Below are 25,395 nucleotides of genomic sequence, written 5' to 3'. Positions count from 1 at the left end.
CGTCACCCGAATATGCAAGCGAGAAACCGCTATGAGCACCACAGACGCCCATCTCATCTTCGAACGTTCCCGCGCCGGTCGCTCGGCCGTGGCCCAGGCGCCGCGCGACCATGCCGCGACCCGTATCCCCGCGAACCTGCAGCGCAAGTCCGCGCCGGGTCTGCCGGCCGCCTCGGAACTGGACGTGGTGCGGCATTACACGCGGTTGTCGCAGAAGAACTTCTCCATCGACACCGAGTTCTACCCGCTGGGCTCGTGCACGATGAAGTACAACCCGCGTGCCTGTAACAGCCTGGCGATGCTGCCCGGATTCCTGAACCGGCATCCGCACGCCCCGGCCAGCCACAGCCAGGGCTTCCTGCAGACCATGTTCGAGCTGCAGGAGATGCTGAAGGAAGTGACCGGCATGAAGGCCGTGTCGCTGGCGCCGATGGCGGGTGCCCAGGGCGAGTACACCGGCGTGGCCATGATCCGCGCCTACCACGACGCCCGCGGCGATACCGAGCGCCGCGAGATCATCGTCCCGGACGCCGCGCACGGCACCAACCCCGCGACTGCGATCATGTGCGGCTACGAGGTGCGCGAGATCCCCACCGACGAGACCGGCGACGTGGATATCGAGGCCCTGAAGGCCGCGGTGGGCCCGCAGACGGCCGGGATCATGCTGACCAATCCGTCCACCGTGGGCGTGTTCGAGCGGCGGATCTCCGAGATCGCGAAGATCGTCCATGACGCCGGCGGCCTGCTGTACTACGACGGCGCGAACCTGAACGCGATCCTTGGCAAGGTGCGCCCGGGGGACATGGGCTTCGACGTGATCCACATGAACCTGCACAAGACCTTCTCCACGCCGCATGGCGGGGGTGGTCCGGGTTCCGGTGCCGTGGGCGTCTCCGAGCGCCTGCTGCCGTTCATGCCGATCCCGCACGTGATCGAAGCGGAGCAGGGCGGTTACCGTTTTGCCGAGGAGTCCGACCGCCCGCAGAGCATCGGCCGCCTGTCCGCGTTTGCCGGTAATGCCGGCGTGCTGCTGCGCGCCTATGTGTACATGCGCATGCTGGGCCGCGAGGGCATGGTGCGGGTCTCCGAGTTTTCTACCCTGAACGCCAACTACCTGGCCCGGGAACTGGCCGCGGCCGGTTTCGATCTGGCCTATCCCAAGCGCCGCGCCACCCACGAGTTCATCGTCACGCTGAAGAAGCAGGCGAAGGAACGCGGCCTGACCGCGGGCGACGTCGCCAAGCGCCTGCTGGACCACGGTTACCACGCGCCGACGACGTACTTCCCGCTGCTGGTGCCGGAGTGCCTGCTGGTGGAGCCGACCGAGACCGAATCGAAGGAGACGCTGGACGGCTTCGTCGAGGCGATGGCCTGCATCCTGGCCGAGTCGGAGAACGACATGGAGACCATCAAGGCCGCCCCGCACACGCTGCCCAATCGGCGTTTCAACGAGGTGGCCGCGGCCAAGGCGCTGGATGTGGTGTTCCAGCCCGCCGAGGAAGGGGACGACAGCGCGCCCCGGACCGGTACTCACGGCTAGGGTCGGATCCACCCCGGGCGCTTCGGCGCCCTGCTCGAGACGCCCCCGCTCGCCGGGGGCGTTCTCGTTTTGCACGGCAGTAATCGCGATTTTGTAGGGTCAAGCAGAAACCAGACTCGGCATCTGGTAGTTTCTGGATTCAGTCTACTCAAGCACTGTCAGGCCCGAGGGCAGCCGGCACCGCGAGCGTGTGTCGATCAAGTCTCCGTCAAGAGAGACCAAGACGGGCAAGGAATGCAATCCAATGAGCGAGATTTGTGGCATCCACGGCTATGCGGCGCTGTTCGAACATGCGCCGGTGGGGCTGGCCGAGATGGATACCGAGGGGCGCATCCTGCGCGCCAATCCCCGCCTTGGGGCCCTGCTGGCTTTTGATCCGGCGGATCTGGCCGGTGCCACGCTGGAAGCGCACGTCTGCCCGGACGACCGCGAGCGGGTGGAGGCTCATCGCCATGCCCTGCTGAATGGCGGGTGCGGCAACGGCAAGGTCGAGGCTCGGCTGCTGGATGCCACCGACCAGGCCCAGTGGGTGGAGTTGACGACCAGCCGCATCCCGGCCACCGAGGACAGCCCCGAGGCGCTGCTCGTGGTGGTCAACGATATCGGCACGCGCAAGGCGGCCGAGCAGCGCACCGAGACCCTCCTGCGGGCCAGCCCGGCGGTGATCTACACCATGGATCCGTCGGATCTGGGCACCATGACCTGGCTCAGCCGCAACGTGCAGACGGTGACCGGCTGGAGTCCGGAGCAGATCACGCGCGAGCCGGACTGGCTCGCCACCCATCTCGCCCCCGAGGACTACCGGCGCTGCGCAAGCCAGGTCAAGCGCTGGCTGGCGGAAGGCGCCCGCGGGTTCTGTCGCCTGAACTATCGCCAGCGCATGCCCGGCGGGCACTGGCAGTGGCTGGAGGACCAGATCACCGCGATCCGGGACGACCAGGGGGCGGTGGTCGAGCTGATCGGCGCCTACCAGGATGTGGGCGCGCGGGTGGAAACGGAGCGTCACCTCGAGAAGATCGCGCAGAACCTGCCGGGGGTGATCTATCAGTACCGCCAGTTCCCGGACGGGCATGCGGCGTTCCCGTATGCCAGCGAAGGGATCGTGGATATCTACGGGGTTACGCCCGAGGCGGTGATGCGCGACGCCAGCAGTGTCTTCGAGGTGATCCATCCCGAGGACGTGGACCGGGTGCGGGCGAGCATCGAGGCGTCCATGCGCTGCCTGGCGCCCTGGCGCCAGCGCTACCGGGTGCGTCATCCCGAGCGTGGCGAGATCTGGCTGGAAGGGCATTCCAGCCCCGAGGCCCTGGACGACGGCAGTGTGTTGTGGCACGGCGTGATCCTGGATATCTCCGAGCGGGTGCAGGCCGAGGAGGCGCTCCATCTGCGCAAGCGCGAACTGGCCGAGGCCCAGCGGATTGCCCACATCGGCAACTGGGTGTCGGACTTCGTGCGCAACGAGATTCGCTGGTCCGACGAGGTCTTCCGGATCTTCGGCCTGCGTCGCGGCCAATGGGGCGGGACGCACGAGGCCTTCATGCAGTCCGTCCATCCCGACGATCGCGACCGTATCCAGGCCGAGGTGGATGCGGCGATGGCCGGGGAAGGAACGTTCGATACCACCCATCGCGTGTTGCGCCCCGGCGGCGAGGAACGCGTGGTGCACGAGCGCGGCTACGTCGAATTCGCCGAGGACGGCCGGGCCTTGCGCATGATCGGGACGGTGCAGGACATCACCGAGCGTCACCAGCTGGAGCGCGAGCAGCGCCTGCTGGCGGCGACCTTCGACAGCAGTCAGGCGATCTTCATCACCGACGTTGAGGGGACGATCCAGCGTGTCAACGCCACCTTCACCGAGCTGACCGGCTTCACCGAGGCCGATGCGCTGGGCCGGAACCCCCGGATCATGAACTCCGGCCGCCAGGACCGCAGCTTCTACGAGGAGATGTTCCGGGCCGTGCGCGAGCAGGGGCACTGGTCGGGCGAGGTATGGAACCGGCGCAAGGACGGCCGCGTCTTCCCGCTGCACGAGATCGTCACCGCGATCCGGGATGCCAACGGGGCGATCGAGTACTACGTCGCGGTGTTTCACGACATCTCGCGGCAGAAGGAGCTGGAGGCGGCGCTGGAGCACCAGGCCTTCTACGATCCGCTGACCGATGCGGCGAATCGCGGCCACTTCGAGGCCCTGCTGGAACAGGAGGCCCGGCGCGCCGATCGCTATGCGGACCCCTGCTCGCTGGTGATGCTGGACCTGGACCATTTCAAGCGGATCAACGACACCCATGGTCATGATGTCGGGGACGAGGTGCTCCGGCGCGTGGTCGCCACCACGAGCGATCGGCTGCGCCAGGCCGATGTGCTGGGTCGCTGGGGCGGGGAGGAGTTCATGGTCCTGCTCCCGAGCACGAAGGCCGAGGCGGCCTGTCGCCTGGCGGAGGACCTGCGGCGCCAGGTGGCCGCGCTGGAGTTGCCCCATGTGGGATCGGTGACCATCAGTCTGGGGGTGGCCGAATGCCGCCCGGGCGAGGCGATCAAGGACTGGATCAAACGCGCGGACGACGCGATGTACCGGGCCAAGCACTCCGGGCGAAATCAGGTGGTGCGACGCGATTGAACGACCATGGACGCCAAGCCGGAGCGGGGGGTATGCCGGCAGAATCCGGGCGTGACGGTCTGTTCGATCGCGCGGCCGTGGGGTTGCTGTACCTGGACGCGAACGGTCGCGTGCGGGCCGCCAACGCGCGCCTGGCGGACTGGCTGGGCTGTGCCGCGGAGGATCTCGAGGGACAGTCGCTGGCCGAGTGTGTCCCCGAGGACGCGCGCAAGGCCCTGCGCGATGCGCTGGCCGGCGCCAGCGCGAGCGAAGTCACTCTGGACCTGGCGCTTGCGGCCCCGGGTGATCGAGGCGGAGCGGCGGTGGCCTGCACGGTTGTGCTGGCGCCCGATCCGGACGGGCGGCTGGCCACGGTGCAGCGCCGGGAGCCGGGTGACTCGGCGGCCCGGGTCTACGAGCAGACCTTTACCTCCAATACCGCGCCGAAGCTGCTGATCGATCCCGAGGACGGTGCCATCGTGGATGCCAACCCCGCCGCGGAGGCCTTTTACGGCTATTCGGTCGCGCGGCTCAAGGCGATGCACATCCACGAGATCAATACGCTGTCGGCGGCCGAGGTACGCGCCGAGATGGCCCGGGCGGCGCGCGAGGAGCGCCGGTTCTTCCGCTTCCGGCACCGCGTCTGCGGTGGCGACGTGCGCGATGTCGAGGTGTATTCGGGTCCGGTGGTGCTGGACGGCCGGCGCTACCTCTACTCGATCATCCACGATGTCTCGGAGACCCGCCGCTACGAACGCGAGCTGGAGTTCTACGGGGTGGCGTTCGGCCGGCTGCCGGTGGGCGTCTACCGCAATACACCGGGGCCGGAGGGCCGCTTCGTGCGGCTCAACCCGGCGATGGTGGAGCTGTTCGAGGCCGCGACCGAGACCGAGCTGCGATCGACGCCGGTCCGCGAGCTCTACCGGGACCCTGCCGAGCGGACGGCGCTCAGTCGCGATCTGGCGGCGTACGGGCGGGTGGTCGGACGCGAGGTGGATCTGAAGACGCTGCGGGGGCGCCCCTTCCGCGCCCGGATTACCGCCTACCGGACCGAGGATGCGGACGGTCAGTGTGTGTTCGACGGGGTGATCGAGGACATCACCGAGCTGCGCGCGGCCGAGGCGTTCCAGACGCGCCTGCTGGCAAGCCTTGCCGAAGGCGTATTCGGACTGGATCGCTATGGCCGTTACACCTTCCTGAATCCGGCGGCCTGCCGTCTGCTGGGTTTCGAACGGGAGCTGGATGCCCTGGGGCAGGAATCGCATTCGACCAACCATCACGTGCTGACAGATGGGACGCCCTACCCGCCGGAGGCCTGTCCCATCTACCGCGTCCTCGAGACGGGCAGGCCACTGGAGGCCTGGGATGATCACTTCGTGCGCACCGACGGGAGCCTGTTCCCGGTCAGTGTGTTTGCCGCACCCACATTCGACGTGTCCGGTCGGGTGGACGGCGCCGTGGTCTCGTTCCAGGACCAGACGGCCCGGCGCGAGCGCGAGGCCCACCTGCTGAAGGCGACCGGTCATCTGCCGGGTGCGATCTACCAGTACCGGCTGTATCCGGACGGTCGTCATGAATTCCCGTTTGTCAGCGAGGGTGCGCAGCGGGTGTACGGGGTTTCTCCCGATCTCATCCAGGAGGACGCGGATGCCGCCTTTGCCCGGGTCGATCCAGACGACCTTCCGCGTATCCAGGCGAGCATCGAGGAGTCGGCGCGCACCATGGGCCCCTGGCAGGTCCGTTATCGCGTACGTCATCCACTGCGCGGGACGCTCTGGGTCGAGGGTCGCGCGACCCCGGAGGCACCGCGCCCGGATGGCAGCATCGTCTGGCACGGGGTGATGATCGACATCTCCGAGCAGGTAGCTATGGAGGACGCCCTGCGCGCGCGGGGCGAGGAGCTTGCCGCGGCACAGCGCATCGCGCACATGGGGAGCTGGGTCTGGGACATCGCGGCCGATCGCACACACTGGTCGGACGAGGTCTACCGTCTCTTCAGTCTGCGCAAGGAAGATCAGGAGGCGAACTACGCGGGATTCCTGCAGGCCGTGCACCCGGACGACCGCGATCGCGTGGCCGCGACGGTCGAGGCCTCGCTGGAGAGTGGTGAGTACGACATCCATTTCCGGATCGTGCGCCCCGACGGGCGCGAGCGCGTAGTCCATGCACGCGGATCGACGCAACACGATGCAGGGGGCAAACCCTGTCGCATGATGGGGACCGTGCAGGACGTGACGGAACGCCACGCGTTGGAGGAGAACCTGCGCCGGCTGGTCGGCATCCTGGAGTCCACTCCGGACGTGGTCGCGATGCACGGCCCGGCCGGCAACATGCTGTTCCTGAATGGTGCCGGGCGGCGTCTGTTCGGCCTGCCCCTGTCCTCCGGGGAGCCCTGGGATCCCGAAGGCGGCTGGAACAGCCGCGATCTGCCGGCCGAAACGGGCTCTCTGGAGACCGCGATTCGGCGGTTCCACCCGCCCTGGGCGGCCGACCAGATCCTCCAGGAGGCCGCACCCGTCGCGATGCGGGACGGGGTCTGGGAAGGGGAGACCGCGATACTCGACGCCCAGGGTCGGGAGGTGCCAGTGTCGCAGGTGATTGTCGTACGCCGCGATGGCCACGGGGATGTGCGACAGATCTCCACCATCCTGCGCGACATCTCGCAGCGCAAGGCGGTCGAAGAGGCCCTGCGCGAGAGTGAGCAGCGATTCCGCCAGCTGGCCGGCTCGGTCAACGAGGTCTTCTGGCTCCAGGACGCGGACTCCATCCTGTACGTGAACCCGGCCTACGAGCGGGTCTGGGGCTACAGTCGTGAACATCTGTTGCGCGATCCGGCGGCGATGCTGGAGGCGGTACACCCGGAGGACCGGGCACGGGTGGAATCCGTTTTTCTGGCGCAGCCACTGTGGAATGCCCGGACCGACGAGACTTTCCGGATCCGGCGGCCGGATGGGGAGCAACGCTGGGTGCGCGTCCACCGCTATCCGGTGACGGATCCGGAGGGTCACGTTACCCGAGTCGCGGGCACCGCCGTCGATATCACCGAACTCAAGACCACGCAGATGGAGCTGGAGCGCAAGCAGGCTGAATTGGAGCGTCAGGCGTTTTACGACCGTCTGACCGGTGTCGCCAACCGGCGGTACTTCGAAAGCCTGCTGGACCGCGAACTCCGGCGTGCCGAACGCTATGGACAGGCCTTTTCCCTAGTGATGTTCGATCTTGATCATTTCAAGGCCGTCAACGATACCTATGGCCATGCCACCGGGGATGTCGTGTTGCAGGACGTCACCCGGGTGGCGGGCGAGCGCCTGCGCGCTTCGGATGTGCTGGGGCGCTGGGGCGGCGAGGAATTCATGGTCCTGCTGCCGGGGGACGACGCGGAGGCGGGTGCACGGGTCGCCGAATCGATCCGCGCGCGCGTGGCCGAATATGCCTTCCCCGAGGTGGGCCGCGTGACCATCAGCCTCGGGGTGGCGGCCTTCACCTTTGGCGAACCGCGCAGTGACCTGTTGCGCCGGGTCGACGAGGCGCTTTACCGGGCAAAGCGCGAGGGTCGCAACCGGGTGGCGATCGCGGACCCGCCGGCAGGTTCGGTCGTCCGGACCGGGGACGAACCCGATGGCGCATAGCGGGCGTCGCGGCTTGAGTCGGGTGTGGCACGCCTTCGGGTATTCCTGGCGCGGGCTGCGCGAGGCATTCCGTCACGAGGCCGCCTTTCGCCAGGAGCTGGCGCTGGCGGTCGTACTCCTGCCCCTGGCGATGGTGCTGGGGCAGGATGGCGCCGAACGCGCATTGCTGGCGGGCAGCGTGCTGCTGATCCTGGTGGTGGAACTGCTGAACTCGGCGGTGGAGGCGGCGATCGACCGCTTCGGCGACGGGCATCACCCGTTGTCGGCGCGGGCCAAGGATATTGCTTCGGCCGCCGTGCTGGTCAGCTTCCTGCTGGCGGCACTGGTCTGGGGCCTGGTCCTGCTCTGATCGTCGGGGCATCCGCGCCGCTGGCCTGGCTCATCCCGGCCGTAGCGAAGTGTAGAGCCGGGATCTCTGGCGCAGGAGGTACTACGAGGCGCGAGGCTCCGGGGTCACCGCTGCGCGGTGCCCGGGATGGCGGACGCGGGGCGTGTGGCGATCAGCGAGCGTCCGCCGCCATGCAGTCGGTGAAGCCGTCGGCCAGGCCCTGCATCAGGTCGAACCAGGCATCCGGGCCCGGCTCCAGCTCCGCCCCGATGGGGTCGAGCATGCCGAGGCGGGTGTCCGTACCCTCGACCACGGTCTCGGCGAGGGCCGGGCGGAACTGGGGTTCAGTGAACAGGCAGGTGACATCGCCCTCGGCCAGGCGCGTGCGCAGTTCGGACAGTCGGCGCGCCCCGGGCATGCGCGACGGGTCGACGCTGATGGAGCCGGCCGCGTTCAGGCCGTAGTGCCGCTCGAAGTACTGGTAGGCGTCGTGGAACACCATGAAGCGCTGGTCGCGCACCGGCGCCAGTTGTTCGGCGATCCCGGCATCCAGGTCTTTGATGCGCTGGAGCGAGCGATCCCGGTTGTCGCGGATGGTGGCGGCCTGGTCCGGGTCGTGTTCCGCGAGGCGGTCGGCCAGTTGTTCGACGACGGCCGTCGCCACAGCCGGCGACAGCCACAGGTGGCTGTCGACACCGCCGTGCGCGTGCCCGTGCCCGTGGTCGTGGTCATGCTCGCCGTGCCCGTGCCCGTGCCCGTGGTCGTCCGACCCGTGTGCATCGGGGGCATGCTCGTCATGGGTGTGTCCGTGGTCCCCGTGCTCGTGGTCCCCGTGTTCGTGGTCAGCGTGGTCGTGTTCATGCCTGTCGAGCGCTTCGTGGTGATCGCCGCGCGCGTCATGTCCGTGGTCGCCATGGTCGTGATGACCTTCCCATACGCCGCCGCTACGGCCTTCCAGCAGGTCCAGGTCGAGGTCGTGCATCAGGCTGATCACGGTAGCGCGGTCGGAGATCCCGCGCAGCGGCCGCTCGAGGAAGCCTTCCAGCTCCGGGCCGACCCAGATGACCACGTCGGCCTGTTGCAGGCGGCGCGCCTCGGAAGGCCGCATCGCGTAGCCGTGGGGCGATGCGCTGGCCGGGACGAGCAGTTCGACCTCGTGGGTATCGCCGGCCAGTGCGGCAACCAGACTGTGGACGGGTAGAATCGAAGTGACAATGCGCGGCGCGTCCGCCTGAGCGGGAACGGTCAGCCCCGGCAGCAACGCCAGGGCCAGCAGCAGGGCGGGGAAGATCGGACGGCGAAAGGCGGAACGCATGGGCGGATTCTCCATCGGGGCTATCAACGTTATACTATACCAACATGATCCGAAAAAGCCCTTCCCAGCCCGCTGCAGCGGAAATCGACGCATCGCCCTTGCTGGCGGCTCGTGACGTATCGCTGGAGCGTGCGGGTCGGGTAATCCTGGATCAGGTCTCCGTCCAGGTGCGACCGGCCGAGGTGACGGTGGTGATCGGCCCCAACGGAGCTGGCAAGACCTCTCTGCTGCGCGTCCTGCTGGGGCTTTGGAAACCGGGGCGGGGTCGGGTGCAGCGCCGACGCGGCCTGCGCATCGGCTACATGCCCCAGCGCCTGCAGATCGAGCCGGTGTTGCCGCTGTCGGTGCAGCGCTTTCTGACATTGCGCCAGCGGGCCCCGGAGGCGGTGCTGCGGGAACGGCTCGAACGGGTGGGGGTGCCGCACCTGCTGCACAAGCCCGTGCAGTCGCTCTCCGGGGGAGAGATGCAGCGGGTACTGCTCGCCCGCGCGCTGCTCAATCGACCGAACCTGCTCGTGCTGGACGAACCGGCTCAGGGGGTGGATATCGTCGGCCAGGGCGAGGTGTTCAAGCTGATCGACGATATCCGCCACGAGACGGGTTGCGGGGTGCTGATGGTCTCGCACGACCTGCACCTGGTGATGGCGGGGGCGGATGCGGTGATCTGCCTGAACCAGCATGTGTGCTGTACCGGGCGGCCGGAAGAAGTATCGCGGCACCCGGAATACCAGCGCCTGTTCCCGGAGTCGGACATGCAGGGCATCGGGGTCTACCGGCACGATCACGACCACGTGCATGACGTGGCCGGGGAGGTGCATGAGCATCACGCCGGCTGTGCCCATGGTCGGCCGTCAGGCCCCGGCGGAGGTGGGTCCCGATGATGGAAGGGCTGCTTGACGACTTCCTGGTGCGCGCGCTGCTGGCGGGCCTGATGGTGGCGGCTGTGGCCGGGCCGCTGGGGGCCTTCGTGGTCTGGCGGCGCATGGCCTATTTTGGCGATACCGTGTCGCATTCGGCCCTGCTCGGCGTGGCCCTCGGGGTGTTGCTGGGGTTGAACCTGAACCTGATGGTCACGCTGGTATGCGTGGCCATCGCGATCCTGCTGGTGCTGCTGCAACGCCGCCAGGAACTGGCCGCGGACACGCTGCTCGGGATCCTCGCGCACAGCGCGCTGTCGCTGGGGATCGTCGCGATCACCTTTATCGAGGGGCTGCGGGTGGACCTGATGGCCTACCTGTTCGGCGACATCCTCGCGGTCGGGACCGGGGATCTGCTGTCGATCGCCATTGGCGGTGGCGTGGCCCTGCTACTGCTGATCGTCCTGTGGCGCCCGCTGTTGGCGCTCACGGTGCATGAGGAACTGGCGCAGGTGGAGGGCGTGCCGGTGCTGCTGGTCCGGCTGGGCCTGATGCTGCTGATCGCGCTGGTGATCGCGGCGGCGATGCAGGTCGTCGGGGTGTTGCTGATCACCGCGCTGATGATCATCCCGGCCGCCAGTGCACGGCGCTTCGCCACCACCCCCGAGCAGATGGCGATCCTTGCCGGCATCATCGGCATGCTGGCAGTGGGGGCCGGGCTGTGGGGTTCCTTCCAGTACGACACGCCGACCGGCCCGACCATCGTGGTTGCCGCGATGCTCGGCTTCATCCTCGTCCACCTGCTGCCGGGCCGCCTGATCCCCCATTTCGGCGGCCGCTGAACCCCTTTGTATTCACCACGAAGCACACGAAGGCACGAAGAAAAGCTAGGTCAAGGGCGTTAACAGGAAGATGAGAAGATTTGAAGGATGATGTGAATCAGGGCGAACCGGCGTGCGCAGGCCCGCGCCGCAGGCACAGACCCATTTCAGAATCCTTCCTGACTTCCTTTCTTCCTGTTCAAGCTTTTTGCTTTTGACCTAGCTTTTCTTCGTGCCTTCGTGTGCTTCGTGGTGAACAAAAAGGGCGCCGGAGAGCGGTCAGCGGGTGCGGCGTTCGAGGCGTTCGAAGGTGAAGGGGCAGGCGTGGCGATCGTCGGCCTCGTGGTGTTCGGACCAGACGACGTCCCAGTCCGCGGGGTCGATCGCGGGGAAGTACGTATCCCCGGCGTGGCGCTCGTGCACGCGGGTCAGGTGCAGCACGTCGGCGCGCGGCAGGGCCTCCTCGAACAGGCCCGCGCCGCCGATCACGAAGGCCGGGCCCGCCTCGATGCTGGCCAGGGCCGCGTCCAGATCCGAGTAGACCTCGACGCCGTCAGCGCGCCAGTCCGACTGGCGGGTCAGGACCAGATTGCGCCGCTTCGGTAGCGGTCGTCCGATGGACTCGAAGGTGCGCCGCCCCATGATCATTGGGTGGCCGTTGGTCACGCGCTTGAAGTGCTGCAGGTCCTTCGGCAAATGCCAGGGAAGGTCGTTGTCGCGCCCGATCACGTGATCCGGATCGAGCGCGACCATCAGGTGGATCTCGGGTTGGCGCATGTAGAGATAGTCCGATCGCGGATGGGTCAGGCGGCGTCGACCTGAATGATTTCGCTCTGGCAGTGCGGCTCGGGAATGGGCTCCCCTTGCTCCCGGAGGCCTTCGAGATGGAACTTGATGGCCTCCCGGATTAGGGTTACGACCTCTTCGCGGCTGGCCGCCGAGGCCATACAGCCGGGCAGATCGGGCGCATATGCACCCCAACCATCCTCGCTTTCCTCGATGATCACGGTGTAGTTCATCATCGCCTCCTCGGGTTTTTGTCCTTGAGACCCGCCTGTTTCAGCGCATTGTTCAGTGTTCCGGGGGGAATATCCAGATCAGGTTTTCCCGCCACGGTTACAAGTCCCGGCTTCGTTGGATGCTTGAATTGGCGGTGGCTGCCTCTTTGTCGAACCTGAACCCATCCATCGCGTTCCAGGCATCTGATCAGTTCCTTGATCTTCATTCGGCTTCCTTGCCGGAATCCATTTGCGAGGGTAGCGGAGTCAGATGGCGATGGGGGCCTTGATCGGGGGGTGGGACTGGTAGTCGCGGACCTCGATGTCGTCGAAGGTGAAGGCGAACAGGTCGGTGACGTCGGGGTTCAGGTGCAGGGTCGGCAGCGGCAGCGGCTCGCGTCCGAGCAGTTCTTCGACCTGGTCCTGGTGGTTGCGGTAGAGATGGGCGTCGCCGAAGGTGTGCACGAATTCGCCCGGCTTCAGGCCGACCACCTGCGCGAGCATGTGGGTCAGCAGCGCGTAACTGGCGATGTTGAACGGCACCCCGAGGAAGACATCGGCGCTGCGCTGATAGAGCTGGCAGGACAGGCGGTCGTCGGCCACGTAGAACTGGAACAGGGTGTGGCAGGGCGCCAGCGCCATGCGCCCGGCCGCCGCGTTGGCCTGCGGCGAGACGGACTCGTCGGGCAGATCGGCCACGTTCCAGGCGCTGATGATGTGGCGCCGGGAATGCGGCCGGTTCTGCAGGTTGTCGACCAGTTCGGCCAACTGGTCGTGGCCGGCCCAGTTGCGCCACTGGGCGCCGTAGATCGGGCCCAGGTCGCCGTCCTCGGTTGCCCATTCGTCCCAGATGCGGACCTTGTTGTCGCGCAGGTAGCGGATATTGGTGTCGCCGGCGATGAACCACAGCAACTCGTGGATCACCGAGCGCAGGTGAGTGCGCTTGGTGGTTACCAGCGGGAAGCCGGCGGCCAGATCGAACCGCATCTGGTAGCCGAACACCGAGCGCGTGCCGGTACCGGTGCGGTCCGGACGATCCGTGCCATGGTCGCGGATGTGCCGCACCAGATCGAGGTATTGCTGCATCTCAGGAGGCCTCCGGGGCCGGGCGGGCTGCGGGCAGCGGGTTGCGCCGCGACCAGACGATCAGGGCCACGCCGAACAGGATAACCGGCAGGCTCAGGACCTGGCCCATGGTCAGCCAGTCGAAGGCAAGGTAACCGATGTGGGCGTCGGGCACGCGGACGAACTCGATCGCAAAGCGGAAGCCGCCGTAGAGCGTCAGGAACAGCCCGGAGATCAGGCCCGTGCGGCGCGGCTGGCGCGAGACGATCCACAGCACCACGAACAGCACCAGCCCCTCGAGAAAGGCCTGGTACAACTGCGACGGGTGGCGCGGGATGTAGTCCGCGGCCGGGAAGACCATGGCCCAGGGCAGGTCGGTGGGCTTGCCCCACAGTTCGCCGTTGATCCAGTTGCCGATGCGGCCGGCGCCGAGGCCGATCGGGATCAGCGGGGCGATGAAGTCGGTCAGGCGGAAGAACGGCTGGCCGATCTTGCGGGCATACAGCCAGCAGGTGACCAGCACCCCGGCGAGTCCGCCGTGGAAGGCCATGCCACCTTCCCAGATGCGGAACAGGCTCACCGGGTCGGCCAGTGTGGCGTCCAGGTTGTAGAACAGGGCATAGCCGAGCCGTCCGCCGACCACGACCCCGACCACGCCCCAGAACAGCAGGTCGCCGACCTGCCAGGGGTGCAGGGGGTCCCAGTCGCGGGTGCGCGTGCGCCAGACGCCGAGTGCCCAGAAGGCGATGAAGCCGACCAGGTACATCAGGCCATACCAGTACAGGGTCAGCGGGCCGATGGACAGCGCGACCGGGTCGATAAACGGGTGTGTGGGCATGGGCGCTTGCGGATGAAAAACCGGCTGCACATGCTACCCGGCCGGGCGCCGGCATGCACCTGCATGCGGGTCGTCGGATCCACTTTCCAGGAGGTCGCGCGATGAATCGACTGGCCGGGGCCAGCAGCCCTTATCTGTTGCAGCACGCCGACAACCCCGTGGACTGGTACCCCTGGGGCGAGGAGGCGCTGGAACGCGCCCGCCGCGAGGGCAAGCCGATCCTGCTGTCGATCGGCTACTCCGCCTGCCACTGGTGCCATGTGATGGCGCACGAGTCCTTCGAGGACCCGGACACCGCCGCGGTGATGAACGAGCGGTTCGTCAATATCAAGGTGGACCGCGAGGAGCGCCCGGATCTCGACCGCATCTACCAGAACGCGCATATGCTGCTGTCGCAGCGTCCCGGGGGCTGGCCGTTGACCGTCTTCCTGACGCCCGACCAGGTGCCGTTCTTTGCCGGGACCTACTTCCCGAGCACCCCGCGCCACGGCCTGCCATCGTTCGTGGATCTGATGACGCGGGTTGCCGACTTCCTCGCCGAGCACCCCGACGAGATCCAGCGCCAGAACGAATCGCTGCAGCAGGCGCTGGGTCGGATCTACCGCCCCGCCGGAGGCGCGATCCCGGCGCTCAGTGTCATCGACAAGGGGCGCGCGGAACTGGCGAAGACCTTCGACGAGCAGTTTGGCGGCTTCGGGGATGCCCCCAAGTTTCCGCACCCGGCCTCGCTCGAGTGGCTGGCCTGGCATGCGGCGCGCCATGGCGATGCCGAGGCCGACCGCATGCTGGGGCGCACCCTGGACGCGATGGCCGCGGGTGGCATCTTTGATCAGGCGGGGGGTGGCTTTTGTCGCTACTCGGTGGATGCCCGCTGGATGATTCCGCACTTCGAGAAGATGCTCTACGACAACGGCCCGCTGCTGGGGCTCTATGCCGAGCGCGCGGCCGGCGGCGATCTTCGCGCGCTGCGGGTGGTGGAACAGACGGTCGCCTGGCTGAAACGCGAGATGCGGGACGGCTCCGGGGCCTTCTACTCGAGCCTGGACGCGGACTCCGAGGGCGAGGAGGGACGCTTCTACGTCTGGGATCCGGACACCGTGGAGGCGTTGTTGCCGGAGGACGAATGGGCCGTTGCCAGCCGGGTCTGGGGGCTCAATGGCCCGGCCAATTTCGAGGGGCGCTGGCATCTGCACGAGGTCGTGCCGCCGGCGACCGGCGCGGAGGCGCTGGGGATCGACGAGGCGGAGGTGAACCGGCGGCTGGATCAGGCCCGGGAACGTCTGCTGACGGCCCGCGCGGATCGGGTGCGACCGCACCGGGACGAGAAGATCCTCGGCGCCTGGAATGCCCTGATGATTTCCGGACTGGCGCGGGCCGCGCGCGCCCTGGGGCGTCCGGAATGGCTGCACCTGGCACGTGACGCGATGACCGCCGTGCGCGAGCGCCTGTGGCGCGACGGCCGGCTGTACGCCAGCGTGCGCGAGGGGGCCACCGGTGCGATGCCGCGCGCCTATCTCGACGATCACGCCCTGTTGCTGGAGGCCACGCTGGCGTTGCTGGAGACTGAATGGGACAGCGAGCTGCTGGGCTGGGCCGTGACTCTGGCCGATACCCTGCTGGCGGAATTCGAGGACCGCGAGCACGGCGGTTTCTTCTTTACCGCCGGCGATCACGAGGCGCTGATCCAGCGCCCGAAAGTGTATTCCGACGATGCCATGGCCAATGGCAACGGTGTCGCGGCGCAGGCCTTGCAGAAGCTCGGGTTCATGCTGGCCGAGCCACGGTATATCGAGGCGGCCGAGCGCACCCTCGCCAACGCCGGACCGATGATCGAGCAGGCCCCGGTGGGACACATGAGCCTGCTGATGGCGCTGGACATCCACTACCAGCCGCCGGCCCTGGTCGTGCTGCGCGGGACGGCCGCTGACCTGCCCGACTGGCAGCAGCGCCTGCGGGCGCAGGATGCCCCGGTCTGGGCCTTCGCGATCCCGTCACAGGCCGGAAACCTGCCGGACGCGCTGGCGGAGAAGGCGGCCCCGGAGACGGGCGTGCGCGCCTATCTCTGTCGCGGCCTGCAGTGCGAAGCGCCCGTGACCGATCCCGCTGCGCTGGAAGGCGCGCTCGACGAGGGTTGAATCACCCGGTCTCGCACCCAAGGTAGAATTAGTTCGGTGGTAGGAGCCTGCTTGCAGGCGAATGCCCCTGCCCGCATCCGACTCTGGCAGGGGCATTCGCCTGCAAGCAGGCTCCTACAAAAATATCCAGATCATTGCAAAAGGGAATGTTCGAATGAGCGAGAAGAAACTGATGGATTTCGTCGCCGAGGCGCGGCAAAACGTGAAGGAGATTGCCCCGGCGGATCTCGCCGAGAAGATGGAGAACGGTGAGGACTGGCTGGTGGTCGATGTGCGCGAACCCTACGAGTTCGAAAAGATGCACGCGCCGAATTCCATCCTCGTCCCGCGCGGCCTGCTGGAGGGCGCGGCCGACCCCAACACCCCGCACCGCATCGACGCCCTGGTGGAGGCCCGCGAGAAACCGGTGGCCGTGATGTGCGCGACCGGCGGCCGCGCCGCGATGTCCGTGCAGCGGCTGCAGGAGATGGGCTTCACCAACGTGGTGAATATCGCCGGTGGCATCAAGGGCTGGGAAGGCGAGGACCTGCCGGTCGAATCCGGCGCCTACACCGGCAAGCTGCCGTAGCACGGCCTCGCGGGGCGGGGGCTGGTGCCTCCGCCCCCAATGCCACCCTCTGCGGGTGGGCATCCGACGGCGGATTCACCCGACCGTCATCGTTTCTACACGGGATGGTCAAGCGCGCGGCGTAGTCTCCGGGGCAGTTCAACCGGAGGTCGCCACCATGACCGCACCGCCTCGCTCCCTGTCCGTGTCCTCCACGGATGCCGAAACTGCCTATCGCGTCCATCTGGCTTCCAGCCCCGCGGATCTGGAAGCCGCCCAGCGCCTGCGCCACGAGGTCTTCGCCGGCGAGATGGGGGCAGCGCTGCCGGACACCGCCTCGGGGCTGGATCGTGACCCGCTGGACGCCTTCTGTCATCACCTGCTGGTGCGTGACCGACGTTCGGGCGGTGTGGTGGCCTGCACGCGCATCCTGACCGAAGAGAGTGCGAGCACGGCCGGCGGTTTCTATTCGCTGTCCGAATTCGAACTGGGCCCGCTGATGAATCTGCCCGGGCGCACTCTGGAGGTCGGTCGTACCTGCGTGCGCGCGGACCATCGCCAGGGCGGCGCCATCAACGCACTGTGGACCGGGCTGGCGCGTTTCATGAATGCCCATCGCTACGACTACCTGATGGGCTGCGCCAGCCTGCCCCTGACCGAGCAGACACCGGCCCAGCTGGCCTGGCTGCGCATGTTCCATCGGGCCCCGTCGCGCCTGCGGGTCACCCCGCGCCGACCGCTTCCCAACGCCCTGACCATCTGCCACGGCACGCCCAGCCGCAGCGGTATGCCGCCGCTATTGAAGGCCTACCTGCGCCTGGGCGCGCGGGTCTGCGGCGAGGCCTGTTTCGATCCCGATTTCAATGTGGCCGACGTGCTCGTCTTGCTGGATGTGCGCGCCATGCCGGACCGTTACCATCGGCACTTCCTGGGCGCCGCGGCGCCTGCAAGCCGAGGAACGGAACATGACCGGAACACTGCGGGCACTGGCTAGGCTGATGCGTATCGTGCTGCACATGCTGGCGGGGGTCTGGCTGACCTGGCGGATGGCCCGCCGCGAGGCCGACTTCGAGGAGCGCAGTCGCATCCGCCGGGCCTGGTACGACCGTGCCCTGTGGATCGCGGGGGTGCGTTTCCGGATCCATGGCGAGCCGCCCCGGCGGCCGTCGCTGGTGGTCTCCAACCATGTCTCCTGGCTGGATATCCCGTTGATCGGGGCAGCGCTGGACCCGTGCTTCCTGTCCAAGGCGGAGATCGCGCGCTGGCCGGTCATCGGCTGGCTGGCCCGGCAGCATGACACCCGCTTCATCGAGCGCGGTGCGCACCAGGCCTCCGCCCATGTCGAGGCCATGCGGGCTGGCCTGGACGAGGGCCGCCACTTCGTGGTGTTTCCGGAGGGGACGACCAGCCGGGGCGAGTTCGTGCGCCGTTTCCACCCGCGCCTGTTCGCGGCCGTCACCGGCACTCGGCATCCGGTGCAGCCGGTGGCGCTGGCCTACGAGCGGACGCCCGATGGCGCGGTTCCGGTGTCGTATTCCGGCGGGGATCGCCTGATCCCCAACGTATGGCGCTTGCTGTGCCGCCGCGAGACGCGTGTGGACCTGCATTTTCTGGCGCCGCTGGAAGTCGCGGATCAGGACCGGCGCAGCCTGGCGGACGGTGCCCGTGAGGCCATCGTCCGCGTGCTGGACCTGCCACTGGAACCGCCAGCTGGTCGCGAAAGCGATCGCTCGCCTGCATAGCGCCGGCCGCGGCACGGGGATTCATCATGTGGTCGCAACCGCACATCGAGTCCCCGGGCCCCTGCCGCACACGCCTGCATCTGGCGCTGGTCACCGAGACCTGGCCGCCGGAGGTTAACGGCGTGGCGCATACCCTCGCGCGGCTGGTCGAGGGGATGCGCGAGCGTGGCCACCGGGTGCAGGTCGCCCGCCCGCGCCAGCCGGGCGAGGTGGCGCGCCCCTGCGGGGCGGGCGACGAATCAGTGGCGTGTGACCACCCGCTCGCGGGCCTGCCGCTGCCTGGCTACAGCGGCCTGCGCATGGGTCTCCCGGCGCGCCGCCGGCTGCAGGCCCTGTGGTCGGAGGACCGCCCGGATGCCGTGTATATCGCCACCGAGGGTCCGCTGGGGCATGCGGCCCTGCGCGCGGCGCGGCGCCTCGGGATTCCGGTCGCCTCGGGTTTCCATACCCATTTCGACGGCTATGCCCGCTACTACGGTGTCGGCTGGCTGACCCCGCTGGTGCGCGCTGTCCTGCGCCGTTTCCACAACCGCTGTGACGTGACCCTGGCCCCGACCGGGACACTGGCGCACACGCTGGCGGCGCAGGGATTCCAGCGCGTGCGGGTGATGGCGCGGGGCGTGGATACCCGGCGTTTCACCCCGGCGCGGCGGTCATCGCGCCTGCGCCAGCAATGGGGTGCGGCGACCGCCACACCGGTCGTGCTGTACGTCGGGCGGCTGGCACCGGAGAAGAATCTGGCCCTGGTGGTGGATGCCTTTCGCGCCATCCAGGCGGCGCGCCCCGACGCGCGCCTGGTGGTGGTCGGCGATGGCCCCTCGCGAACGGAGCTGGAGCGGGCCAATCCGGACGCGATCTTCACCGGCCAGCAGGTGGGCCAGGCCCTGGCACAGCACTACGCCAGCGCCGATCTGTTCCTGTTTCCGTCGACTTCCGAGACCTTCGGCAATGTGGTGATCGAGGCCATGGCGAGCGGGCTCCCGGTGCTGGCCTTCGATTCGGCCGCGGCTCACGAGCATGTGACCAGCGGCGTGAGTGGCGCCCGGGTGCCGCTGACGGGAACGGCGTCCGAGGATGCCGCCGCCTTCGTCGGCGCGGCGGGCGCTCTCGCGCAGGATCCGGAGGCCTGGCGCGAGATGGGCCGTCAGGCGCGAGCGCATGCCCGCGGGCTCGACTGGGTCGAGGTGGTGGCCGAGTTCGAGTCCCAGTGTCTGGGAATCCTCAAGGAGGGTCGCGATGCGCGTCCTGCAATGGATGGATGAGCTGGAGCTGGCGGTCTGCCGGCAGTTCAACCACTACAATCGGCGCCGCGTCGTCAGCGGGTTCTTTGGCGGGGTGAGCCGGCTGGGCGACGGGGTGGCCTGGTATGCGCTGATGCTGGTGCTGCCGTTGCTGCACGGGCCGCAGGCGGCTTGGGTCAGCCTGCAGATGGCGGTGGTGGGGCTGGCGTCGCTGCCGGTGTACAAGTGGCTGAAGCGACGCACCAGCCGGCGGCGGCCCTGCCACCGTGATCGCCCGTTCACGCGGACGGTGGACCCGCTGGACGAATTCAGCTTCCCCTCCGGCCATACCATGCACGCGGTGGGATTCACCGTGGTCCTGGTGGCGTGGTTCCCGGTCTGGGCCTGGCTGGTGGTGCCGTTCGCGGCGCTGGTGGCCGCCTCGCGGCTGGTACTGGCGCTGCACTATCCCAGCGACGTCGCCATGGGCGCGCTGATCGGGGCGTCCATGGCCGGCGCGGTGCTGTGGCTCGCCGGGTTGTTCTAGGTGTGGAGTCTCACAAGGTTGTCCTCAGGTAGACCGAGGACGCTGATGGGTGGCTGCTTGTTCAGGCTACCGTGTGGGCGGTGCCAGTTGTAGTCGTGGATCCATCGGGGCAGATGGCGTTTGCGCTCCTCTGACGTGGCGTAGGTGAAGGCGTAGGCCCACTCGCGCAGGGCGGTCTGGATAAAGCGCTCGGCCTTGCCATTGGTTCGCGGCGTGTAGGGCCGGGTGCGGCGATGGCGGATGCCCAGTCGGCGGCAGGCCTGGCTGAACGCCCGGGCGTGGTAGCAGGGTCCGTTGTCGGTCAGGACCCGTCGGATGGTGATCCCCAGGGTGGCGTAGTAGCGCACGGCCGCCTCCAGGTGCGCGATCGCATCCTGGGCCCGCTCGGCGGGATGGATCTCGCTGTAGGCGATGCGCGAGCGGTCGTCGATGGCCACATGCACGTACTCGTAGCCCGCTCCGATGGAGTCCTTGGCGCGGACGCCGGTCACGCGGTGGCCCGGGTGACGGAAGCGCGCCAGCTTCTTGATGTCGAGGTGGAGCAGATCGCCGGGGTGTTCGTGTTCGTAGCGCCGGGGTGGCTCGGCCGGCTCCAGTGCGCTCAGGCGGTTCAGGCCCTCGCGCCGCAGGATGCGGCTGACGCTGGCCCTCGAGATCCTTGTGAAGGTCGCGATGCGATCCATGGTCCAGCGCTGGCGCCGCAAGGCGACCACCTGCCGTTGGATCCGTCGGGGGGTTCGCCGCGGCTGGCTCCGCGGCCGGGACGAACGGTCCACAAGTCCGGAACGGCCGGCCTCCTGGAACCGCTGGACCCAGCGCTGCACGGTCTTCGGATCCACGTCAAAGGCGCGGGCCGCTGCACGAAGGCTCAGGCCGTGATCCACGACCAGGCGAGCCATCCGCTCTCGACCGCGGGGACCCATTAAGGCATTTTGATGAAGGTTCACGGGGCGTCCTCCTTGGGAATGGCTCAGTCCGCAAACTCAGCATCCTTCGGAGTCGTCCCGTGGACAACCTATTGAGAGATCACATCTAGGGAAACACCTCGCGTCATCCCGGCCGTAGCGCAGCGAAGAGCCGGGATCCCCGCTTCGCGGAAGCCCCATCGCCCTGATCTGCCCCGGCGTTGGAGATCCCGGACAACCGCTGCGCGGTTTCCGGGATGACGCCTTAGCGGGCGGGATCAGCCGCGGGAGGCGAGCGCCTCTTCGTTGTAGGCGGCGTCGATGGTGACGATGGTTTTCTCCACCAGGCGGAAGCCCTCCACGGGTGCGTCATCGCCCATGTACTTCAGGCGGGTCGGGCCAATGGCCTTGACCGCCTCGGCGCGTTCCAGGGTGGTGTCCGGGCTGTCGGCGCCGGCCCCGTCCATCAGCGCGACCAGGACCTCGGCCGCGATGGGGTTGCGGTGTTCGCCGCTGCGCGCCTTTTCCAGCGACGCGGCAGGGTCGCCGTCCAGGAACACGCCGTCCATGTGTTCATCCAGGTACTGCAGCAGTTCGCTTAGCGTCATGATGCGCCTCCCGTTGGGTCTCGAGTGGCCGCCAGCGCGCATGGGCGCGGCGGCGACCGGTGATCGGTGGGTTCAGCCCTGCTGCGCGTAGGCGGCCCGGGCGGCGGGCATCGCGCGGCCGGGGGTGACGGCCCCCATGTCGGCCAGCACGGCCTCCAGCGCGGACAGGCACAGCAGGACGTTCTTCTCGTTCGCGCCGTAGCCCATCAGGCCGATACGCCAGACCTTGCCGGCATACGGTCCCAGCCCGGCGCCGATCTCCAGGCCGTAGCGGTTCAGCAGTTCGCCGCGCACCGCGGCCTCGTCCACGCCCTCGGGCACGTGCACCGCATTGAGCTGCGGCAGGCGATGCTTGGCATCCACCAGGAAGCTCAGGCCCATGGCCTCAAGGCCGGCGCGCAGGGCGTCGTGGTGGCGGCAGTGACGCGACCAGCTGTTCTCCAGGCCTTCCTCGGCAAGGATTACCAGCGATTCGTGCAGGGCGTACAGGGCGTTGATCGGGGCGGTGTGGTGGTAGGCGCGCTTGCCGCCGCCGCCCCAGTACCCCATGACCAGGTTCAGGTCGAGGAACCAGCTCTGGACCTTGTGGCTGCGCGCCTGGATGCGCTCTACCGCGCGTTCGCTGAAACTGACCGGCGACAGGCCCGGGGTGCAGGACAGGCATTTCTGCGAGCCGGAGTAGATTGCATCCACGCCCCAGTCATCCACGTACAGCGGGCTGCCGGCGAGGCCGGTGACCGAGTCGACGATGCTCAGACAGTCGTGTTCGCGCGCCAGCCGGCAGAGGGTCTCGACGTCCGAGCGCGCGCCGGTGGAGGTCTCGGCGTGCACGAAGGCCAGGATCTTCGCATCCGGGTTGCCCTTCAGCGCGTCCTCGACCTTCTGCGGGGAGACCGGGGCGCCCCAGTCGTCCTCGACCACCACGGCAGTGGCGCCACAGCGCTCGACGTTTTCCTTCATGCGCGTGCCGAACACGCCGTTGATGCAGACGATCACCTTGTCGCCCGGCTCGACCAGGTTCACGAAGCAGGTCTCCATGCCGGCGGAGCCGGGGGCGGAGACCGGCAGGGTCAGCGCGTTACTGGTCTGAAAGGCGTACTGCAGCAGGCCTTTCATCTCCTCCATCATGCCGACGAAAACCGGGTCCAGGTGGCCGATGATCGGGCGGCTCATCGCGCTCAGAACACGCGGGTTCACATCGGAGGGGCCGGGGCCCATCAGGGTGCGCTGCGGGGGGAGAAAGGATTTTGCCTGCATGGATGCGTCTACCGGATTGGAAAAGGGGGAATCTAGATCGCCGCCGGGGCGCGGGCAAGCGCCCCTACGCACCGGCGGGAGTTGCCGGACAGTGACGCTCGAGCAGCGTGAGCCAGTGCTCGACCGGGGTGTCCGTGCCACTTTGCAGATGGGTCTGGCAGCCGATGTTGGCGGTGACGATGCGCGCGGGGCCCGCGGCCTCGAGGTTGTCCAGCTTGCGCTGGCGAAGCCGACCTGCCATCTCCGGCTGCAGGATCGAGTAGGTGCCGGCAGAGCCGCAGCACAGGTGCGGCTCGATGACCGGAACCAGATTGAAACCGGCGGCCTGCAGGAGCGGTTCCACGCGCCCGGGCAGGGCCTGGCCGTGTTGCAGGGTACAGGGGGCGTGCCAGGCCACTGGTGGGTGATCGGCCGGTGCGCGGATCCCGAGCTCGCGGATGCTTTCGGCGTCGAACAGTTCCACCGGGTCGCGAACCCGTGCCGCCAGCCGGGCCGCGCGCTCGGCGTACGTCGGGTCGTCGGCCAGGATGTGCCCGTAGTCGCGTAGCAGCACGCCGCAGCCACTGGCGGTGCTGACGACCGCGTCGACGCCGCGCTCCAGGACCGGTTCCCAGGCGTCGAGGTTGGCGCGGACCCGGGCGCGGGTCCGTTCCTCGAAGGCCAGGTGGTGTTCCACCGCTCCACAGCAGCGGGCCGCCCCGGTCTCCACTACCTCGACGCCGCGGCGGGCCAGCAGGTGGCGCAGGGCCGCGTTGATGCGGGCGTCGATGGCGTCATGCACGCAGCCGCCCAGCAGCAGCACGCGCCCATGCTGGAAGCCGGGTCCCGCAGCACCGTTGGCGGGCCGGGGTACGGTCCCGGTGGCCTGGCGCGGCGGCACGCGCCGCTTCAGTCGCGCGGGCAGGGCCGGGCGGGCGAGACGCCCCAGCCCGAGGGCCAGACGGAACGGCCAGCGCGCCGGCAGGGCGCGCGCCAGCAGGCCGCGCAGCAGCCGCTCGCGCCAGGGGCGGTCGAGGTCGCGCTCGACGACCTCGCGGCCCACCGCCACCAGGTGGTTGTAGTCCACGCCGGAGGGGCAGGTGGTCATGCAGTTGAGGCAGGTCAGGCAGCGGTCCAGATGGGTGCGCGTCGTGGCATTGGCCTCGCCGCTCTCCAGGACCTCCTTGATCTGGTAGATCCGGCCGCGCGGGCCGTCCAGCTCGTCGCCCTGTTCCTGATAGGTCGGGCAGGTCGCGTTGCAGAAGCCGCAGTGCACGCAGGCGCGCAGCGCGTCCTCGGCGATGCGCGCCGCCGGGTCGTTCTCGAAGCGGGGGTGCAGGCGGGTTTCCATGGTCTCAGCTCGCCCGGGCGGGGCGTGGATGGGGGGCAATCAGTGGGGCGAAAAATACCCCGTCCGGGTCCATCGCCGCGCGGACTTCCCCTTCCAGGCGCGCGTGCGGCGCGGGGCGCGGATGCAGCCAGGAGCCGCCGGCGGGATTGCCCAGCCACAGCCGGGCATGCCCGCCCGCGTCTGCGACCGTCGTGCGGACCGTTTCCGGGGCCGCGCTGGAGCGCAGCCAGCGCTCGCCGCCGCCCCAGTTCATCAGCCACTCACCCGGCAGGTCGAGGGGCTGGGTCGCCGGCGGCAGGCTCAGACGCCACAGGCGTTCGTCGCCGGTCACCGAACCGGTCAGGAACGGCAGGTGACGATCGCGCAGCCGGGTCCAGAAGGGCGGACCCTCCAGATCGGCATCCGCGCCCAGGCGCTCGGCGGCCTCCTGCACGGCCTCCTGCCCACCGCCCAGGCGGATCCGGGTGATCCCGTCGGCCCAGGCCAGGCCGGAGAAGGGCAGGGCGGTGCGTCCCCAGTCCCGAGCCTGCTGGATGAATTCGGCCGCGGAGGCCTCGCGGCGCAGCCAGGCCTGGTAGGCGGGGGCGGGGAGCAGCTTGAAACTGGCTTCCAGCAGCAGGCCCAGACTGCCCATGCTGCCCGCCATCAGGCGCGAGACGTCGAAGCCGGCGACGTTCTTCATGACCTCGCCACCGAAGCGCAGGATCTCGCCGCGGCCGTTCACGATGCGCGTACCCAGCAGCGCGTCACGCAGACTGGCGGTCCAGGGGCGGCGCGCGCCGGACAGCCCCAGGGCGACCATGCCGCCCACGGTGCTGGACGGGGTGGGCATGGCCGGCTCGAAGGGCAGCATCATGCCGACCTCTTCCAGCGCGGCCTGCAATTCCATCACCGGTGTGCCGGCACGCACCGTCACCACCAGCTCGCTGGGGGCCAGATTGACGATGCCGTGGTGGCGGCCTGCCTCCAGCAGCTGCACACCCGCCGGATATCCTTCGGGGAACGCGAGGGCACGCTGACTGCCACTGCCGGTGATGGCCAGGCGGTGGCCGGCTGCACTGGCCGAACGGATGCGCTCGGCCAGTAGCAAGGACTGGTCGGTTCCGGGTTCCATCAG

Annotated in this window: 23 protein-coding genes; 12 read left to right on the top strand and 11 right to left on the bottom strand. The window is 68.4% G+C overall.

All coding sequences use genetic code 11. The features are described 5' to 3' along the window. Positions 1-31 precede the first annotated feature (31 nt). From gcvPB to F793_RS0105110, 4 genes are all read left to right on the top strand, one after another. The gene (gcvPB, locus tag F793_RS0105125) at positions 32-1,540 is read left to right on the top strand and encodes an aminomethyl-transferring glycine dehydrogenase subunit GcvPB (RefSeq protein WP_018882701.1); all 1,509 of its coding nucleotides are present in this window, start codon (positions 32-34) and stop codon (positions 1,538-1,540) included. Between the two features lie 244 nt (positions 1,541-1,784). Then, positions 1,785-4,157 (top strand): PAS domain-containing protein, encoded by a 2,373-nt coding sequence (locus tag F793_RS0105120; protein ID WP_018882702.1) that lies wholly within the window; start codon positions 1,785-1,787, stop codon positions 4,155-4,157. A gap of 32 nt (positions 4,158-4,189) precedes the next feature. Then, a complete protein-coding gene (locus tag F793_RS0105115; RefSeq protein ID WP_018882703.1) occupies positions 4,190-7,765 on the top strand; it encodes a PAS domain S-box protein in 3,576 nt (1,191 codons plus the stop codon). Next, on the top strand, positions 7,755-8,114 hold the full coding sequence (locus F793_RS0105110; RefSeq protein WP_038035809.1) for a diacylglycerol kinase: 360 nt from the start codon (positions 7,755-7,757) through the stop codon (positions 8,112-8,114). The genes F793_RS0105115 and F793_RS0105110 overlap by 11 nt, the downstream gene beginning before the upstream one ends. Before the next feature lie 151 nt (positions 8,115-8,265). On the opposite strand, the gene F793_RS0105105 is transcribed toward F793_RS0105110, so the two are convergent. Further along, positions 8,266-9,408, bottom strand: a complete 1,143-nt coding sequence (locus F793_RS0105105; RefSeq protein WP_018882704.1) for a zinc ABC transporter substrate-binding protein ZnuA — start codon at positions 9,406-9,408, stop codon at positions 8,266-8,268. 98 nt (positions 9,409-9,506) lie between these two features. Between F793_RS0105105 and F793_RS0105100 the strand changes: the two genes are divergently transcribed. Further along, on the top strand, positions 9,507-10,289 hold the full coding sequence (locus tag F793_RS0105100) for an ATP-binding cassette domain-containing protein (protein ID WP_018877889.1): 783 nt from the start codon (positions 9,507-9,509) through the stop codon (positions 10,287-10,289). Beyond that, positions 10,286-11,107: a zinc ABC transporter permease subunit ZnuB gene (gene znuB / locus F793_RS0105095; RefSeq protein WP_018867852.1), complete on the top strand. Its 822-nt coding sequence runs from the start codon at positions 10,286-10,288 to the stop codon at positions 11,105-11,107. The genes F793_RS0105100 and znuB overlap by 4 nt, the downstream gene beginning before the upstream one ends. Before the next feature lie 258 nt (positions 11,108-11,365). On the opposite strand, the gene F793_RS0105090 is transcribed toward znuB, so the two are convergent. From F793_RS0105090 to lgt, 5 genes are read right to left on the bottom strand one after another with little or no spacing between them, the layout of a single operon-like run. Continuing rightward, positions 11,366-11,863, bottom strand: coding sequence for a dihydrofolate reductase (locus F793_RS0105090; RefSeq protein ID WP_018882705.1), 498 nt, complete (start codon positions 11,861-11,863; stop codon positions 11,366-11,368). 26 nt (positions 11,864-11,889) lie between these two features. Beyond that, a complete protein-coding gene (locus F793_RS0105085; RefSeq protein WP_018867850.1) occupies positions 11,890-12,105 on the bottom strand; it encodes a type II toxin-antitoxin system HicB family antitoxin in 216 nt (71 codons plus the stop codon). Next, positions 12,105-12,311: a type II toxin-antitoxin system HicA family toxin gene (locus F793_RS13610; RefSeq protein ID WP_018867849.1), complete on the bottom strand. Its 207-nt coding sequence runs from the start codon at positions 12,309-12,311 to the stop codon at positions 12,105-12,107. Before F793_RS13610 ends, F793_RS0105085 begins: the two co-directional genes overlap by 1 nt. Before the next feature lie 40 nt (positions 12,312-12,351). Then, entirely contained in the window at positions 12,352-13,170 is an 819-nt protein-coding gene (locus F793_RS0105080) for a thymidylate synthase (RefSeq protein WP_018882706.1), read from the bottom strand. 1 nt (position 13,171) lies between these two features. Continuing rightward, a complete protein-coding gene (gene lgt, locus F793_RS0105075) occupies positions 13,172-13,987 on the bottom strand; it encodes a prolipoprotein diacylglyceryl transferase (protein WP_018867847.1) in 816 nt (271 codons plus the stop codon). Between the two features lie 101 nt (positions 13,988-14,088). On the opposite strand from lgt, the gene F793_RS0105070 reads away from it, so the two are divergent. The 6 genes from F793_RS0105070 to F793_RS0105045 all read left to right on the top strand — a co-directional run bounded on the left by F793_RS0105070 (position 14,089) and on the right by F793_RS0105045 (position 20,178). Then, entirely contained in the window at positions 14,089-16,122 is a 2,034-nt protein-coding gene (locus tag F793_RS0105070) for a thioredoxin domain-containing protein (protein ID WP_018882707.1), read from the top strand. Positions 16,123-16,276: 154 nt separating this feature from the next. Then, entirely contained in the window at positions 16,277-16,690 is a 414-nt protein-coding gene (locus tag F793_RS0105065) for a rhodanese-like domain-containing protein (protein ID WP_018882708.1), read from the top strand. Positions 16,691-16,847: 157 nt separating this feature from the next. Next, positions 16,848-17,663 (top strand): GNAT family N-acetyltransferase, encoded by an 816-nt coding sequence (locus F793_RS0105060; protein WP_018867844.1) that lies wholly within the window; start codon positions 16,848-16,850, stop codon positions 17,661-17,663. A gap of 4 nt (positions 17,664-17,667) precedes the next feature. Beyond that, positions 17,668-18,411: a 1-acyl-sn-glycerol-3-phosphate acyltransferase gene (locus tag F793_RS0105055; RefSeq protein WP_018867843.1), complete on the top strand. Its 744-nt coding sequence runs from the start codon at positions 17,668-17,670 to the stop codon at positions 18,409-18,411. Between the two features lie 26 nt (positions 18,412-18,437). After that, a complete protein-coding gene (locus tag F793_RS0105050; RefSeq protein ID WP_018882709.1) occupies positions 18,438-19,673 on the top strand; it encodes a glycosyltransferase family 1 protein in 1,236 nt (411 codons plus the stop codon). After that, positions 19,648-20,178 (top strand): phosphatase PAP2 family protein, encoded by a 531-nt coding sequence (locus F793_RS0105045; RefSeq protein WP_018867841.1) that lies wholly within the window; start codon positions 19,648-19,650, stop codon positions 20,176-20,178. Before F793_RS0105050 ends, F793_RS0105045 begins: the two co-directional genes overlap by 26 nt. Here F793_RS0105045 and F793_RS13345 read toward each other — a convergent pair. The 5 genes from F793_RS13345 to glcE form a co-directional block, all read right to left on the bottom strand. Continuing rightward, positions 20,175-21,125 carry an IS481 family transposase gene (locus F793_RS13345; RefSeq protein WP_081618406.1) on the bottom strand — a complete coding sequence of 317 codons (951 nt, stop codon included), beginning with the start codon at positions 21,123-21,125 and terminating at the stop codon, positions 20,175-20,177. The two genes, F793_RS0105045 and F793_RS13345, sit on opposite strands and share 4 nt — an antisense overlap. 236 nt (positions 21,126-21,361) lie before the next feature. After that, positions 21,362-21,691: a hypothetical protein gene (locus F793_RS0105035; protein ID WP_018867840.1), complete on the bottom strand. Its 330-nt coding sequence runs from the start codon at positions 21,689-21,691 to the stop codon at positions 21,362-21,364. Between the two features lie 72 nt (positions 21,692-21,763). After that, entirely contained in the window at positions 21,764-22,948 is a 1,185-nt protein-coding gene (locus tag F793_RS0105030; RefSeq protein ID WP_026280908.1) for an alanine--glyoxylate aminotransferase family protein, read from the bottom strand. Between the two features lie 64 nt (positions 22,949-23,012). Further along, positions 23,013-24,278: a glycolate oxidase subunit GlcF gene (gene glcF / locus F793_RS0105025; protein WP_018877880.1), complete on the bottom strand. Its 1,266-nt coding sequence runs from the start codon at positions 24,276-24,278 to the stop codon at positions 23,013-23,015. 4 nt (positions 24,279-24,282) lie between these two features. Further along, a complete protein-coding gene (gene glcE / locus F793_RS0105020) occupies positions 24,283-25,392 on the bottom strand; it encodes a glycolate oxidase subunit GlcE (RefSeq protein ID WP_018878850.1) in 1,110 nt (369 codons plus the stop codon). Between the last annotated feature and the right edge of the window lie 3 nt (positions 25,393-25,395).

The organism is Thioalkalivibrio sp. ALE22, assembly GCF_000381445.1.
Taxonomy (GTDB): Bacteria; Pseudomonadota; Gammaproteobacteria; order Ectothiorhodospirales; family Ectothiorhodospiraceae; genus Thioalkalivibrio.
The sequence above is the reverse complement of the archived record's forward strand: the minus strand, read 5'-3'. Positions and strand labels throughout refer to the sequence as shown.